Source organism: Maridesulfovibrio ferrireducens (assembly GCF_900101105.1).
Lineage (GTDB): Bacteria > Desulfobacterota > Desulfovibrionia > Desulfovibrionales > Desulfovibrionaceae > Maridesulfovibrio > Maridesulfovibrio ferrireducens.
The window spans coordinates 432,675-448,734 of the sequence record NZ_FNGA01000002.1; the positions used below are offsets into that span (position 1 = coordinate 432,675).

A 16,060-nucleotide genomic window follows, 5' to 3' on the forward strand; every position below is an offset into this window, starting at 1 on the left:
TTCGACTTTTCCCCTGTCGTCATTTGTGGTAATCCAAACCACTCATTCAGTATGAATAATCGATAATTTCACGAGTCGACGGAATCGAGATTTAATGAATAGGCCTCCGTCCCTGAAAAAAATCGTTCTAACCCAATAACCTGGCACGGAAACTATTTCCCCGGCTAGTGAGGACTTTTTAAATGATTGGTATTTCAAAACTTTACTGTGGCGCTGTTGAACCTTCTGATGTCCTGCGCTACGGACGTGATTCAGCAAAACTCCCTTCTCATCTTCTCCAGTTTTCCGAAGATAAAAAACCTGTTGTCGTCTGGAACATGACCAGAAGATGCAACCTTAAATGTGTTCATTGTTACGCTCAGGCAGTTGATCCTGAGGGTAAAGATGAGATTTCAACCTCTCAGGCAAAAACCATAATTGACGACCTTGCACAATTCGGTGCTCCAGTTATGCTTTTCTCCGGCGGCGAACCACTTGTCCGCAAAGACTTGGTTGAACTTGCTCATTACACAGTAGGCAAGGGCATGAGAGCTGTTATTTCTACTAACGGAACTCTCATCACCAAAGATAAGGCTAAAGAACTAAAAGAAGTCGGCCTTTCTTACGTAGGTATCTCCCTCGACGGCGGAGAAGAAACTCACGATAAGTTCCGCGGTGTAAAAGGATCTTTCAAAAAAGCTCTTCAAGGTGTTGAAAACTGTAAAGCTGAAGGACTTAAAGTAGGTCTGCGCTTCACACTCAACAAACATAACTGGAAAGAAGTTCCGACTATTTTTAAACTTCTTAAAGAACTCGAAGTTCCAAGAGCATGTTTCTACCATCTGGTATATTCAGGCCGTGGTTCTGAAATGATCAAAGAAGACCTGTCTCACGCAGAAACACGTCAGGTTGTCGATCTGATTATGGACGAAACAAGAGCCATGGCTGATGCAGGAACTCCTAAAGAGATCCTGACTGTAGACAACCACGCTGACGGACCATACGTTTACCTGCGTATGCTTAAAGAAGATCCTGAAAGAGCTAAAGAAGTTCTTAAACTTCTCCAGTACAATGAAGGAAACAGCTCCGGTCGCGGTATCGGCTGTATATCTTGGGACGGACAGGTTCACGCAGACCAGTTCTGGCGTAACCATACTTTCGGAAACGTGCTTGAACGCCCATTCTCCGAAATTTGGACCGATCCAAAAATTGAACTGCTCCACAAACTTAAAGATAAAAAGCCTTACGTAGGCGGTAGATGTGCAGAATGTCGTTACCTCAACATCTGTGCCGGTAACTTCCGCGCCAGAGCTGAAGCTGTTTACGATGACATTTGGGCTCAAGACCCGGCATGTTACCTCACCGACGAAGAAATCAAAAAAGACTAGCTGCTGCATTCTGTTGCTCACAACAGACACTCAGTAGTCGCCCAGACGACGATATATTAATCCCGGCGGCCTTCTTTGAGGTCCGCCGGGATTTGCGGTATAAAGCTTTTCCGGCCAACACTTACCGGATTTCTGCAACGTTTCACCGTTTATAACGGAGAAAGCTATGGTATTCGACTTTCACAGAGGGCGCAGACTCAGACGAACCGCTGTAATTCGCGATATAGTCAGAGAAACGTCCCTTTCCCCCGCTGATTTAATGATGCCTTATTTTGTCGTTGAAACAGACGATCAAAACTTTAAAAAACCTATTTCTTCCATGCCCGGCCAGTTTCAACTGAGCCTTAAACAGCTTGAACTGCAAGTCCGTGAAGCGGTTGAAAACGGACTTAAAAGCCTGATACTTTTCGGAATTCCTGCAGAAAAAGACCCCGTAGGTTCACAGGCCTATGCTGAAGAAGGCATTGTTCAGCAGGCTGTTAAAATGATTAAAGGGATCTGGCCGGACCTCGTTGTCTGTACTGATGTCTGTCTTTGCGAATTCACATCACACGGGCACTGCGGATTAATCAAGGACGGTAGAATTCTTAATGATCCAACCCTTGATCTTCTTGCAAGAACAGCTCTCTCGCATGCAAAAGCAGGAGCGGACATCGTCGCCCCTTCCGACATGATGGACGGGCGCGTTGCCGCCATTCGCGAGTTGCTTGATGAGTCTGGATTTGAAGAACTTCCTATAATGTCTTACGCGGTTAAATACGCGTCTGCATACTACGGTCCTTTCAGAGAAGCGGCAGAAAGCTCTCCTCAATTCGGCGACCGCAAAACCTATCAGATGGACCCTGCAAACGCACGCGAAGGACTTCGCGAAGCATCCGCAGACGTTATCGAAGGTGCAGATATTCTCATGGTCAAACCGGCAGGACCGTATCAGGATGTCATCCGCATGGTCCGCGACTCTTTTGATCTACCTGTTGCGGCTTATCAAGTCAGCGGCGAATATTCGATGATCAAAGCAGCCGGAATAAACGGCTGGATTGACGAAAAAGCTGTAGTATTGGAATCCCTTATCGGGCTTAAACGTGCCGGAGCAGATTTAATCCTGACCTACTTCACAGAAGACGTACTCAAATACATGGGTAATAAATAATATGAGTGATAATAATAATTCACATCCAGCCGGACATCCTGCTGGCCATCCTAAAGGACATCCCGGCGGTCATCCGGGCGTTAATCCAATTCCTCAGCCAAACGCTGACGGATCACCGCCTCTGCGACTGATTGCATGGGAAGTAACCCGTTCATGCAACCTTGCGTGTAAGCATTGCCGCGCGGAAGCCCATCCGGAACCTTATCCCGGTGAACTTTCCACCGATGAAGCAAAAGCTCTCATCGATACTTTCCCTGAAACTGGAAACCCCATCATTATTTTCACAGGCGGAGAACCTCTGCTCAGAAAAGATGTTTTCGAACTGGTAGCCTACGCCAAGACAAAAGATTTGCGCTGCGTAATGGCACCTAACGGAACACTTCTTACCGCTGAAAACTCCGTGACCCTCAAAGAAATCGGAATTGAACGCTGTTCAATCTCAATCGATGCAGCTTCAGCTGAGCTTCACGATGATTTTAGAGGTGTAAAAGGTTCGTATGATTCATCAATGCGCGGCATTCAGTTCCTTAAAGATGCAGGAATCGAGTTCCAGATCAACACCACGGTAACTCGTAACAATCTGCACATGTTCAAGGAAATCTTCCACCTTGCCAGAGACCTCGGCGCCTCGGCATGGCATATTTTCCTACTGGTTCCTACAGGCAGAGCTTCTGAACTTGGCGAGCAGGTTATCAGTGCAGATGAGTACGAAGAAGTGCTGAACTGGTTCTATGACTTCCAGAAAACTACTGACATGCAGCTTAAAGCAACATGTGCTCCTCACTATCACCGCATCCTGAGACAACGTGCTAAAGAAGACGGAATCCCAGTTAATTTCGAGAATTTCGGCCTCGACGCAGTAAGCCGCGGCTGTCTCGGCGGAGTCGGTTTCTGTTTTATTTCTCACACCGGACAAGTTCAGCCTTGCGGTTACCTTGATCTTGATTGCGGAAACGTCCGCGACATTCCTTTCCCGCAGATCTGGAGCAAATCTCAGCAGTTTTTAAATCTCAGAAATCCGGCAACCTATGACGGTAAATGCGGATACTGCGAATTTGAAAAAGTCTGCGGAGGCTGCCGCGCCCGCGCTGCCACAATGGAAGGCAACTATCTCGGACCTGAACCGCTGTGTTCATACACTCCAAAGAAAAAACCGAAAAAGGACTCCTAAATGGACGCTTTAGATAAGCAAATACTTGCCATCATCCAATCAGGATTTCCTATCGCCTCCCGCCCCTATGCTGTCATAGGCGAACAGGTCGGGATTAGCGAAGATGAAGCCTTAAGCAGAGTGGCTAAGCTTAGAGAAGACGGTGTCATCCGCAGGATTGGAGCAAACTTCGGGTCAAGAGAGCTTGGCTGGGAATCAACCCTTTGCGCGGCTAAAGTACCCGAAGAAAAAATCGAAGAATTCGTTGCCGAAGTTAATAAACACAAAGGTGTTACTCATAATTATCTTCGTGAAAATAAATTCAACATATGGTTCACTTACATCGGCCCGGACTGGGATAATGTTGTAAACACACTCCAGTCCATCACTGATAAAACAGGAATTGATATCCTAAATCTGCCCGCAAGCTTTCTGTTTAAAATCAAAGTAGATTTTAACATGGACGACGACAGCAAGGAGAAGGACTAATGGCTGAAAAAGAAACCATAATTTCACCTTCGCTGCTTTCATGCGATTTCAGCAGATTGGCAAACGAACTTAAGGCTCTTGAAGAAGCAGGACTGAAATGGGCTCATCTTGATGTTATGGACGGTAATTTCGTGCCTAACATCACCTTCGGTCCGCCCGTCATCAAGTCCATGCGTAAAGAATGCAATCTGTTTTTCGACTGTCATCTTATGATTGAACAGCCTGAAAGATATATTACTGAGTTTGCAAATGCCGGTGCAGATCTTATCTGCGTTCACGCTGAATCTACAAATCACCTTGAAAGAACTGTTGCCGCCATCGTTGAAGCAGGTGCGAAACCAGCCATTGCCCTCAATCCGGCAACTCCTCTGGAATCAATCAAGTATCTGATTCCGCAGTTGTACATGGTTCTCATAATGAGTGTTAACCCCGGCTTCGGTGGGCAGAAATATATTCCTTTCTGCACAGACAAAGTCAGGGATTTAAAAGCAATGATTACTGAACAGGGAGCAGATACTCTTATTCAGCTCGACGGTGGAGTCACCATTGATAATTGCAGAGAGTTGGTTGAAGCGGGCGCAGATGTGCTTGTTTCAGGATCAGCTTTCTTTAACTTCCCTCCTTATGCAGAACGTCACAAATTATTCTTGGAACGTTGCGCCGGAAAATAACTCTGGTTTCCATAAAAACACAAAAAGCGTCCCCGGATTTTAATCTAGGGACGCTTTTTTATTTCTAACCGACTTATACAGAACTTAATATATATCTGTTCTACTCGCCCTGCTCTAATATCTTTATTTATCTTTCCTACTTTGGCTTTTCTACTTTTAGCTTCCCTACTCCTGTTTTAAGAAACGGCATCGCCAGCATCAGGTGTAGGGAACGATATTTTTTATCTCTAAAAATATTAAGCCCGATAACCATCTTTTCATGCCCCAAATCCGGCTGAGCTTTGTAAGTTGCAAAAATCCGATCCCACCATGGAAGATTAAAACCGAAATTTTGATTCATCTCGCGCATATCTGTAGAATGATGCACCCGGTGCATATCCGGCGTAACAACAAATAAACGGACAAACTCGTCCACCCTCTGTGGAAGCCGGATATTGCCATGATTAAACATAGCCAGACAGTTCAAAACCACTTCAAAACAAAGCACAGCTAACGGCTGGATACCGAACACAACGACCAAAATCAGTTTAAAGATCATGGACAAAATGAATTCTAAAGGATGGAAGCGGACTCCCGTTGTAAAATCATAAAAAGTATCGGCATGATGCATACGATGCAACAACCACAGAGGGCGCCAAAAATGGAAGGCCCGATGCTGAAAGTAGATTGCCAAGTCCAGAAGGACAAAACCAAGCACAACCTCCCACCAGAAAGGCAATCCCAATAAAGGAATCAAGCCCCAGCCATTTTTAATGACAATAAAAGCCAAGGCAACAGGCAGGACAGGAAATATAAACCGGACAAGGATAGCTGAAATTACCACCATCCCCAGATTACTACTCCACCTCCAGCCCCGATCAGGCAAACCTTTACGGCGAGGAACGGCTTTCTCCCATAAGGCAAGACCCAGCCCCGTCCCGAGAAAAAGGGTTACCCTGATTACTTCACCCCATTCCATTAAGCATCTCCATCACCTCTTACGGTATGTTTCACAACTGAAAAAGCGTCTCTGAAGATTACTCCAGAGACGCTTTTTTTACTATCTTATTAACAAACAGAAAAACAGTGGTCAGTTACTTTTTACCGCCACCTTTACCACCGCTATTTCCGCCGCCCTTACCATTGTTTCCTTTACCACTGCTCTTACCGCTGTTTCCACCACCGGCATTTCCAGTGTTTCCAGCACTTGACCCTTGTGAACCGGAATTACCGCGGCCACCTGAGACTGAACTGTCTTTGGAAGACTTAGCCCCTTTACCGCCACTCTTCGCAGTACTCGAAGCTCGGCTCAAGCCGATGGACTTGTCACCCTTACCGCCAGAAACTCCAGGGGTCTTTGATACACCTTCTTTAGTATTACGTCCGGTGGCCCGATTACTTTTAGTGGATTTTGCTGTGGCACGGGCTTCACGCGCACGAGCCTGTTTTTGATGCCCTAAACCCAAAGTACTTGGATGAACTCCCAGCTCCTGAGCAATTACGCCCCATCCCATACCGGAAGCACGCATGGAAGCAATAGTATCAACATCAACGGAGGCGGCTCCGGCAAGAGCATTATCAGCGGTGCCCTGTGCGGCTTCAAGAGCTTCCTGTGCAGTCGCAAGATCAGCCTCAGCGGCAGTCAAGGCTTCTTCATCCTCTGCTGCAACTGCTTCATCAACAGCAGCCTGAGCTTCATCAACAGCGGACTTGGCTGTATCCACGGCAGCTTCTGCTTCTGCAATTTCTTCGGCACTTGTTTCCGCAGCAGCGGCAGATGCGGCTTCGGCTAAAGCTTCAGCTTTTGCTGCCTGAGCCGGACTTGAAAACGAAGGAGCCGAAACTTCTTCAGTTCCTTCATCCGTCGTCGTATCGTCCGTCGTTGTCGTGTCGTCAGTCGTTGTCGTGTCGTCAGTCGTTGTCGTGTCGTCAGTCGTCGTCGTGTCGTCAGTCGTCGTCGTGTCGTCAGTCGTTGTCGTGTCGTCAGTCGTCGTTTCAGTTGTGCCCGCTTCATCCGTTGCAGTAACCTCTTGAGCTAAAGCGGAAGGAGCTACCAAAAAGACACAAAGAGTCAGCACGGCAAAACCGGCAAAGACTACTTTAAATAATTTTTTCATAATAATTTCCTATTGGTTCTATTGAACAGCGGTAATAAATTGAACGGAGTCATCAATGGAGAAGGTTTTGCCTCCCCGTTTAATGCGCTCATCAGAACCGAACCAACTCAGCTCCATTCTTTTAGAGTCTAACCGCGGGTGGCCTCCCATAATATAATCACGGACACTTTTGGCGCGCTTGTTAGCCAAAGCAGCGTCTCCTTTCTTATAAGCCACTATATGAAAACTAAGTTTTTTATTTGATTCAAGCATCGCAGCCAACACATGCAGCGATTTTTTACTGGCAACATCAAGACGAGCTGATCCAGTCTTAAATTTCATTGTTTTTAATGTAACATTACGCTTACCTAAAATAAAATTACGGTAGGTAAAATCTCCGTGTAAATTAAGATTTTCGGTAGCACGCATAGCCAAAATTCCATCAGGATAATATTTTAGAAACTTTTTCCAAGCCGTAATTTCTTCAGAGGATTGTCCTAAGTGTTTCAAAGCATCTGCCCGGTTATATAAAGCTTCGGGATTATATTTATCCAACTTAATAACTTTATCATACTGAACCAGAGCTTCAGCCCATTTCCCCTTATCAAGGTAACTGTGCCCGAGATAAAGATTTGCTGAAATATGCTTCGGGTCTAAAGTGAGCGCACGCCCGTAAGCAACGCGTTCTTTTTTAAAATCTTTTAACGCCCAGTAATCTACCCCAAGCCAGAAATGATAGTCGGCATTTTCCGGATCAAGTTTGACTGCGCGTTGCAGATAAGGCTGAGCTTGTTTCTGTTTTTCCAAAGCAAGATAATACCGCCCGACATAATATGCTGAAGAAGCATCCTCAGGATTCTCTTTCAGTTGTTCGCCGAGAACAGCAATTCCTTGATCGTATTTTTCCTGTTCAAGGTAGTAAGGACCTGTAAGCTGAGCACATGATGCCATCGTAAGCAGCACCATGACTTGCACTACAGAAATAATTTTTTTCACCAGAACCTCCTGCGGACATTTCGCAATTAACCCCGGCCCCCAATAAAAAAACCCATCATTAATGATAATTCATAATGATGGGCATAGCAAATTTCTATAAAAATTATTTACAAAATAAAGATAACAACCTGAATAAGTCCTATAATAAATCCAAGTACTCCGCCGATAACCTCTATAAACCTGAATTCTTTCTTCATTATGCCGAAAAGAATTGCTTCCAGCTGTTCCATGGAAAAACATTCAACCTTATCCTGAACCAGACATTTAAAATCTAGCGAGCACTCAAGTTCCGAAGCCGTTGTTTCAATCAATTTAGGCAACATCTCATCAAGTTCTTTGGAAAGCATCACTTTGACAGTCTTAAGATTCTCATCATTCAGAAACATTCCGACCATAGGGTGAAGAGTTGTCAGTTTTTCTCTAAAAAAGACATCAAGATATTCAAGAATAACCCCTTTATGTTTTTCAACAAAAGCAGGATCATGAATAACGTTTTTGATATCAGTATGAGATATCAGTTCCCGCTCGATCATTTTACCGAGACTTTCCGCCAGCTCCTTCTGTCTTTTAGGAAAAATCCCCTGAAGAACAAATGGACCGATTTTAATCGGTTTGTACGGATGAAAAAGCATTTTAACAGCAAGAAAATTTGTGACCCAACCGATCAACGCACATATAATCGGCGAAAGAAGAAGCTTCATTGTAATCATTGTATTGTATTCCCTTAACTATTTTACTGCCTTGCTTTATCTGCAAAGTGCGTCGACATAGTTGTCTAAAAATTACAAAAGTGCAAGGTTATACCAACCACTTTAATTATATTACTTTTTCCCTAAACCCCTAATTAATTATATTATAAGCAACAGAAAAAGCTTGATTAGTGAAAAAATAAGCGTAAGTTTCTTCTCAATAATACGAAGGGTGGTATTAGGAGGGGTGATATGAACAATGAATTAGACTTAAAATCGATTTCGTCTGAGTTGGTACTCCTGCGTGAAAAGCATGAAACACTCAAACATAAAATTTCAAAAAAATGTCCAGAATGCGAACAGGCCCAATTTAAAGAACTTTTTGCACACGCCGCGTGTGCTATTGTTGTTCTCGATAAGAACGGCAATATAATTTTCACTAATAAAAGTTTCAATGATATTACCGGATTTTCACAAGAAGAATCCTTAAAAAATCCAATTCATCAGATTATGCTATCCTCTGATCTGGATACAACTAATTTCATAAAAACCATTTCTTCAAATTCTGAATATAGTACCAACTTAATTTTCCCCATGGTGCATAAAAACCATGACGAAATTTGGGTAGATATGTCTGTCAAAAACATCACTGACGACAATAATTCATGCAAAAGTTCAATATGCATATTTAAAGATATCACCAAAGAAAAAGAAAGCGAACTTCGTAAAGAAGAACTTATCGAAGAACTCATGGAAGTTAAAGAACTGCAGGAAGACAACTCTGCACAACTTAACCTCTTGCTTCATGAACTTGATGATAAAAATTTAAAACTCAAAAAAGAAATATCTGAAAGGAAAAAAGCGGAAAACAAGTTACGGGAAAGTGAAGAAAGATTCAAAAGTCTAAGCATCACAGACCAATTGACCGGACTTTACAACCGCAGACACCTACAAGACGTTGCACACGCAGAATTTGACCGTTGCAAGCGCGATAACAAACCATTATGCGCCCTGCTAATGGATGTAGACGACTTTAAAAATTTCAATGACACCTACGGACATTCCGCAGGAGATGAAGTTCTGGAGCGTGTAGGCAAGCTCCTCCGACAATCCATCCGCGACTCAGACAGAGCCTTTAGATACGGAGGAGAAGAGTTTATTATTCTTTTACCTGAAACGGAATGCAAAAAGGCTATACTTACAGCCGAAAAAATCCGCTTAGCAATGGAAAAAGAACAGTACACCCCTAATGAAGGAGCACCTGTTCATAAAACCATTAGTATAGGTGTTGCTGAATATGAGCCGGGCGAATGTCTTGATAAAATGCTTAAACGAGCGGATGACAACATGTATCAGGCTAAAATAAAAGGTAAAAACAGAGTCTACTTTTCATGTGAGACTGGTAGCGCCCCTGCTTCCTAATTCTTAACGTTTACGACTTTAGCTATATCTTTCTCAAGTTCACTAAAAATATCGGTGATACCTTCATTCATTGCCACGACAAGCGCTGATGCGGTAGCTGATTTTGCAACAACGTCCCTATTGAAACTACGCGAATAAATTATCGGCATCTCCGGGCTGGAATTATCAAGCATAAAGAATTGCATATTGATTACAGCCTTCGGCGAAGGTCCGCTGATGTCCCCATAAATAGAATTAACTACACCCTCCAGCAAGAACTCGCCGGTTCCCATACTTTCCGGCCCCAGTACATTGGCAAAAATACCGGAATCAGCCATCCATACTTTCAGCTCCTGTGTCAGCATCGATGCAGGAGGTACGAAGAACGCATTATAATAATCCGCTTCATATACATTTTCAGAAACGTGATACACTAAATCTCTATCTTCATACCGGGATGAAACTTTAATACGACGGACAATCAAATTTTTTGTTGTACCATTCGTAAATACGTTCTGCCCACTTCGGGCTGCCGACAACGTATAATATTTACGATCCAGCGAAGGCCGTTCAAGTTTTACACATCCGGCAACAGCAACAATTAAAAGACTTGCTGCAAAACACAGTATTAACGCTTTTTTTGAAATATAATCTTTCACAGTCCACTCCATTATTTAACCAGCCCTTTCTTAGGAGGATCTCCGAAAAGAACTCCGGAAGGATATTGTTTGGCTTCACTGCTAAGTTCTCGTAAATTTTCTACCAGTCTTCGTACATTGTCTAAAATAGCTTCAATGTTTCCCTGTTGTCCTGCAACCATAACATTAACCCGTGATAGAGTTCCTTCAAATCTGGTTGCAGCGTCCTTAATTTTATCCGACGCCTGTCCTATATTGTTCAGGGTCTTTGACAAATCGCTTAAGGTCTTCTTTCCCTCGGGACTTTCCAGATAACCTTCCATGTCACCGGTTACATTTTTAGCACTTGCTGAGGCTTTGCGAATATCTTTCAATGCTCCGATTATATCTCCGGAAGTAGAATCCATGATAATTTTTAATTTATGTGCAGCAGAAGCAACATCCGGCACCAAATGATCAACTTTAGGATCTGCCAGCAGAACATTTATACGAGCAATAAATTTTTCTGCCTGAGCCAATGTTCCAGTAAGATTTTTGCTGATTTCTGCGGCATCGGATTTCTTTAAAAATCCATTTACAGTTTGTGCTACTGCGCGGACATCATCAATAGCTTCAGCAATCTGAGCTTGATTAATATCCTCCAGAGTTTCACTGATCGAAGCAACAGCACCTTCAACCCTGCTGAGCATAGAAGGAGCTGAAGGAACATAAAGGTATTCAGGATTCCAAGTTATCTGGAGTGGCGGATTTCTTTGGGGATTAACATAGTCAATTTCAAGAAATAGCTGACCGGTCAGGCCAAGTGAAACCGGACGGGCACGAAGGCCGCGCTGAACCTCTATTTTCAGAGATTCTATCATATCCTCCCCTTCGAGAGAATTAAACATCTTACTGTCAAGTTCCCCAAGGATATAAACATATCTTAATTCACTTTCATTTATTGTTACATATTCATCAGTAACAAAACCGATAGTACTGACAGACCCGATCTTTACACCGCGAAATTTTATGGGAGAGCCGACTTCAAGTCCATTGACTGACTCATTAATATAGGTTTCCATTTTAATTGTTTTTTCAAATATTTGTCCTGCGCCTAAAATTGCAAGTGCAATTACAAACAAAAGAGTTCCAATTATTACAAAAAGTCCCAATCTGAAGGGATTTGTCTTACGGCTCATATTGTCTCCATGACCGGTGTTGCATTACTTGTCTTATCAGCCAGTTCTCTGTGAAAAAAACTACGGACTAGCGGAATATCAGATTCATCCCGCAACTTACGGGGATCACCTTCGGCAATGATGCCTTTTGTACCTTTATCAAGCATTATAATTCTATCCGCTATGGAAAATATTGATTGAAGTTCATGAGTTACAATTACAAAAGTAACCCCCAGCGAGCGCGAAAGACTGCGTATCAATTCATCAAGTTCTGCAGATGTAATCGGGTCAAGACCCGCTGACGGTTCATCAAGAAATAAAATTTTAGGATCAAGCGCCATTGCGCGGGCAATTGCCCCTCGCTTAATCATTCCCCCGGATAGTTCCGATGGCATCTTTTCCGCAGAACCTTCAAGCCCCACAAGTGACAGCTTCATTCTGGCAACATAATTCATGGCATCAAGCGGCATGGAGGTAAATTCTTCCAGCGGAAGCCGCACATTTTCAAGCAATGTCATGGAGCCGAACAAAGCCCCTGTTTGATACATCACCCCGATACGGCGTAAAATATCAAGCTTGTCGCTACCATGAGCGGAACCGATATCGTCACCGTCAATAAAGATCTTTCCCTGTGCCGGTGGAAAAAGGCCTATCAGATGCTTCAGCACTGTACTTTTACCACATCCAGACCCGCCGAGGATAACAAATATTTCCCCGCTCTGAACTCCGAATGAAATATCATTTACTATAACTAACTCACCGTATGCACAGGTAAGATTTTCTACCTCTATTATATTTTTGAATGGCTGGCTCAATTTAAATACCCGCCATAAAGAATATTACGGCAAAAAGTCCATCAAAAACAGCGATCAAAACAATTCCGCTGACCACCGCACTCGTAGCGGAATCACCGACAGCACTGGCTCCGGACTTAGTAACAAGGCCGCGTTGACACCCTATTCCCGCAACAAGAAAGCTGAATACAAAAGCTTTCATCATTCCACCGGAAAAATCCATCCACTGCACATTTTGAAAAACTCTGCCGCAAAAGGTAGCAAGAGGATAGCCCATGGACAGCATGACCAAAGCTCCTCCCACAAGACTCATAAAATTAAAAAATAAAGTGAGAAGCGGTGTAACTAAAATTGTAGCAAGGACTCTCGGGACAACTAAAAAGCTTACAGGATTAAGCCCCATTGTGCTTAGAGCATCAAGCTCTTCATTTACCTTCATTGTCCCGATTTCAGCAGCAAATGCAGAGCCGGTTCTACCGGCTAGTAAAATAGCGGTAACCATAGGTCCCAACTCTCTGAACATGACCAGACCGAGCATGTTAGGGACAAAAATTTCACCGCCGAAACGACGAAGAGAGACAGCTGATTGAAATGACATTATCAGTCCCATCAAGAAACCGATCAGCAAAATAATCGGCAGTCCGTCAGATCCTACTTTTTCAGCTGTCAGCCAAAAATCCGGCCAGCGTAAACGGCGACGCCCGGTAGCTATATCGAAAAAAGCGAGTACGCAATTACCGGCAAACTCGACCTGTTGCCTCATATCCTTCGCAACTATTTGACCTGATTCTCCTATAGAATAAATCCAGCCGTATATGCCGCCTCTTTTAGCCTCGGAAGTCTTAGGCGGTGAAGCTTTTTCAACATCAAAAAGTTCAAGAAACTTTGTAAATTCAGAGTGCAGGCCATTGATGTTTAAAGAAACACCTCTATCACGGCAAGCAGCCTCCATCATCATAAAAAGGGAAGCTCCGCCTCCATCCATATATTCAACATCAGAACAGTCAACAGAGCTTGCGCCGGAAGAAACAGCGGAACGAGCCTGTTCCCAGACTTTACCTGCACCCTCAGCATCAAGCCTCCCTGAAAGCTTAATATTGCCACCTGATTTTTCAAGTTTAATGAAACCTGACCCCATATACCCTTCGTGGTTTAATTTTTTCTAATCATCAACCTAATTATTTAACAGGAGCTCGAAGGAAAGGAAAGCGTGAAATACTATATCCTACAGAACTGAATAACATTTTTTTGTGTTATAAATTAAACATAATCACGCCACAGTTATTGCAATTTTAACTCACATCTACTACTAAGCGTCTCTTATTTCATCTATAAAATTTTTTAAAGAGGACAAGGCATGACCATCAAACAAAAACTCTGGTTAATGGGGTTAATGGCGATCTTAGGATTACTCACTATTTTTGTTGTAGACATAGTTGGGTCAAATCTCATGAAAGAGGCTATGAATATTGAAGAAAAGGCATTCCACGCTGAAATAAGCATGCTGCAAAGCCGCAGATCAGAAAAAGATTTCCTGATGCGAAAAGATCTAAAATATATTTCTATATTTAAAGAAAGCTCAAAGACAATGCAGACTGATCTTGAAGCTCTTAAAGGGTCCAGCCTTAATGAACTTGCTATTGAGGGATTGAATTATTCTTCAATGTATGTGGACAGTTTTTTAAAAGTAACAGAGGATCACATAAGATTAGGTCTTTCAGAAAATGACGGATTACAAAAGCAACTACGCGACACAATACATCTTGTTGAAAAGGTAATCCTCGAAGAGGATAGTTCTCTTGAAGTCATGGTCCACAAACTACGCCGAAACGAAAAAGATTTCATAATGCGGCAAGATGGCAAATATCTTGATAAATTCAAATCAAACATATTACTTCTGACCACTCGCATTAATGAATCTGACTATTCACCAAAGATCACAGAACTGTTGCTGAAACACCTGAACTTATATCAGGATGACATGAATAATTATGCTCAGTTGTCTCTAAAAATTAAGAGTAACGAAAATAAATTCAGAAAAACGGTTCATAAGATGGAGCCCATCCTTGAAAAATTAGCACTCGAGGCTGAATCTTTCCTCAACGCTCGCCAAAGCCAGATCACATACACGATTTTCGGAGTTGAGATTGTAACCGCGATTATACTACTTCTTACGATAGCTCTCATTATAAGATCAATTCTCACCCAGCTTGACTTGCTGCAAAAATGTGCCCGGGATGTCAGCGAAGGAAAATATGAAGCCTGCGAAAAGATAAAGCTTACGGGTGAACTTGAAACGCTTCGCAATATCATCGCTCAGATGGTTGTCGTATTAAAGCAAAGTATGGACACAGCTGACCAAAAAAGCATTGAAGCTGATCATCAGGCTGAAAATGCTAAAAAAGCAATGAAAGAAGCACATTCGGAAAAAGAATATGCCACATCTCTGCTTGATACAATGTCTACAATTTCAGATCAGGCCGCGACTATCGCAGTCAGCCTGAACTCGGCAGCCGAAGAACTTTCAATGCAGGCTAAAGGGATTAAAGACGGAGCTGATAACCAAAGAGACAGAACTCAAGAAACAGCAACAGCAGTGGACGAAATGAGCGCCACCATTCTGGAAGTGGCCCGCAACTCATCCGATGCTTCCACCGGAACAATAGAAGCTTCAAATAAAGCACAGGAAGGTTCCGCAATAGTAGAAGAAGTTGTATCCTCCACCGAAGAAGTACAAGCGCGCACGAAAGATTTGAAAAATGCACTGGCAGAGCAAAGCACACGAGCTAACGCTATAGGTCAAATCATGAGTGTTATTTCCGACATTGCAGACCAGACCAACCTGCTTGCCTTAAACGCCGCAATTGAAGCTGCTCGCGCGGGTGATGCAGGACGTGGCTTTGCGGTTGTTGCAGACGAAGTCCGCAAGCTTGCAGAAAAAACCATGGTTGCGACTCAAGAAGTCGGCACAGCAATTACCGGTATTCAAACCGGTACAACCTCAAGCCTTAACATAATGACAAAGACTGAAACTGCTGTAACCGTCTGTGCTGAACAGGCCACTAAAGCAGGAGATGCCCTTAAGTCAATCGTTGATCTTGTAACCGAATCAGCTGACCGGGTTCAATCTATTGCAACCGCTGCCGAGGAACAATCTGCGGCATGTGAACAAATTAATGTTTCTACTATGGAAATCAACACCATCTCCACTGAAACATCAGCAAGTGTTGATCAATCTATTGAAGCAGTTGAAGACATCACAAAGCTGGCCTCTGACCTTCATTCATTAATTGAAAAATTAAACAATTGTCAAAAATAGACACATTCATTACCCATCTAACTCAAAAGGGGACTGCAAAAGCAGTCCCCTTTTTTTATGAATCTACCCCACTTATTTAACAAGTAAATTAAAACCCAACCATCAACTATACTTTTTCTAACTCTAAGTGACATTATTATATTATTAGTATTGAAGTTTAACAG

At 43.1% G+C, this 16,060-nt stretch carries 15 protein-coding genes; 7 read left to right on the plus strand and 8 right to left on the minus strand.

Features of this window, described 5'->3' with window-relative positions; genetic code table 11:
- The first annotated feature begins 182 nt into the window (after positions 1 to 182).
- The 5 genes from ahbC to rpe all read left to right on the plus strand — a co-directional run bounded on the left by ahbC (position 183) and on the right by rpe (position 4,827).
- Complete coding sequence (gene ahbC, locus BLT41_RS06700; RefSeq protein WP_092159522.1) at positions 183 to 1,367, plus strand: 12,18-didecarboxysiroheme deacetylase; 1,185 nt, start codon at positions 183 to 185, stop codon at positions 1,365 to 1,367.
- Positions 1,368 to 1,533: 166 nt separating this feature from the next.
- Positions 1,534 to 2,517, plus strand: coding sequence for a porphobilinogen synthase (gene hemB, locus BLT41_RS06705; protein ID WP_092159523.1), 984 nt, complete (start codon positions 1,534 to 1,536; stop codon positions 2,515 to 2,517).
- Position 2,518: 1 nt separating this feature from the next.
- Positions 2,519 to 3,688 (plus strand): heme b synthase, encoded by a 1,170-nt coding sequence (gene ahbD, locus BLT41_RS06710; RefSeq protein WP_092159526.1) that lies wholly within the window; start codon positions 2,519 to 2,521, stop codon positions 3,686 to 3,688.
- The gene (ahbA, locus tag BLT41_RS06715; protein ID WP_092159530.1) at positions 3,689 to 4,156 is read left to right on the plus strand and encodes a siroheme decarboxylase subunit alpha; all 468 of its coding nucleotides are present in this window, start codon (positions 3,689 to 3,691) and stop codon (positions 4,154 to 4,156) included.
- Positions 4,156 to 4,827, plus strand: coding sequence for a ribulose-phosphate 3-epimerase (rpe, locus tag BLT41_RS06720; protein ID WP_092159532.1), 672 nt, complete (start codon positions 4,156 to 4,158; stop codon positions 4,825 to 4,827). The genes ahbA and rpe overlap by 1 nt, the downstream gene beginning before the upstream one ends.
- Positions 4,828 to 4,963: 136 nt before the next feature.
- On the opposite strand, the gene BLT41_RS06725 is transcribed toward rpe, so the two are convergent.
- The 4 genes from BLT41_RS06725 to BLT41_RS06740 form a co-directional block, all read right to left on the minus strand.
- On the minus strand, positions 4,964 to 5,785 hold the full coding sequence (locus tag BLT41_RS06725; RefSeq protein WP_092159534.1) for a sterol desaturase family protein: 822 nt from the start codon (positions 5,783 to 5,785) through the stop codon (positions 4,964 to 4,966).
- A 115-nt stretch (positions 5,786 to 5,900) separates the two neighbouring features.
- A complete protein-coding gene (locus BLT41_RS06730; protein WP_092159536.1) occupies positions 5,901 to 6,923 on the minus strand; it encodes a hypothetical protein in 1,023 nt (340 codons plus the stop codon).
- 18 nt (positions 6,924 to 6,941) lie between these two features.
- Positions 6,942 to 7,898, minus strand: a complete 957-nt coding sequence (locus BLT41_RS06735) for a tetratricopeptide repeat protein (RefSeq protein ID WP_244512210.1) — start codon at positions 7,896 to 7,898, stop codon at positions 6,942 to 6,944.
- 107 nt (positions 7,899 to 8,005) lie between these two features.
- Positions 8,006 to 8,608 (minus strand): DUF445 domain-containing protein, encoded by a 603-nt coding sequence (locus tag BLT41_RS06740; RefSeq protein ID WP_092159538.1) that lies wholly within the window; start codon positions 8,606 to 8,608, stop codon positions 8,006 to 8,008.
- A gap of 231 nt (positions 8,609 to 8,839) precedes the next feature.
- Here BLT41_RS06740 and BLT41_RS06745 point away from each other — a divergent pair, with 231 nt between their 5' ends.
- The gene (locus BLT41_RS06745) at positions 8,840 to 10,009 is read left to right on the plus strand and encodes a sensor domain-containing diguanylate cyclase (RefSeq protein ID WP_092159547.1); all 1,170 of its coding nucleotides are present in this window, start codon (positions 8,840 to 8,842) and stop codon (positions 10,007 to 10,009) included.
- On the opposite strand, the gene BLT41_RS06750 is transcribed toward BLT41_RS06745, so the two are convergent.
- The 4 genes from BLT41_RS06750 to BLT41_RS06765 are packed head-to-tail and all read right to left on the minus strand — an operon-like array spanning position 10,006 to position 13,715.
- Entirely contained in the window at positions 10,006 to 10,647 is a 642-nt protein-coding gene (locus BLT41_RS06750; RefSeq protein ID WP_244512211.1) for an ABC-type transport auxiliary lipoprotein family protein, read from the minus strand. The genes BLT41_RS06745 and BLT41_RS06750 overlap by 4 nt on opposite strands.
- A gap of 11 nt (positions 10,648 to 10,658) precedes the next feature.
- Entirely contained in the window at positions 10,659 to 11,804 is a 1,146-nt protein-coding gene (locus BLT41_RS06755; RefSeq protein ID WP_092159551.1) for an MlaD family protein, read from the minus strand.
- The gene (locus tag BLT41_RS06760) at positions 11,801 to 12,598 is read right to left on the minus strand and encodes an ABC transporter ATP-binding protein (protein ID WP_092159553.1); all 798 of its coding nucleotides are present in this window, start codon (positions 12,596 to 12,598) and stop codon (positions 11,801 to 11,803) included. The genes BLT41_RS06755 and BLT41_RS06760 overlap by 4 nt, the downstream gene beginning before the upstream one ends.
- A gap of 1 nt (position 12,599) precedes the next feature.
- The gene (locus BLT41_RS06765) at positions 12,600 to 13,715 is read right to left on the minus strand and encodes an ABC transporter permease (RefSeq protein WP_092159555.1); all 1,116 of its coding nucleotides are present in this window, start codon (positions 13,713 to 13,715) and stop codon (positions 12,600 to 12,602) included.
- A gap of 219 nt (positions 13,716 to 13,934) precedes the next feature.
- On the opposite strand from BLT41_RS06765, the gene BLT41_RS06770 reads away from it, so the two are divergent.
- Positions 13,935 to 15,896, plus strand: coding sequence for a methyl-accepting chemotaxis protein (locus BLT41_RS06770; RefSeq protein WP_092159557.1), 1,962 nt, complete (start codon positions 13,935 to 13,937; stop codon positions 15,894 to 15,896).
- Positions 15,897 to 16,060: the final 164 nt, after the last annotated feature.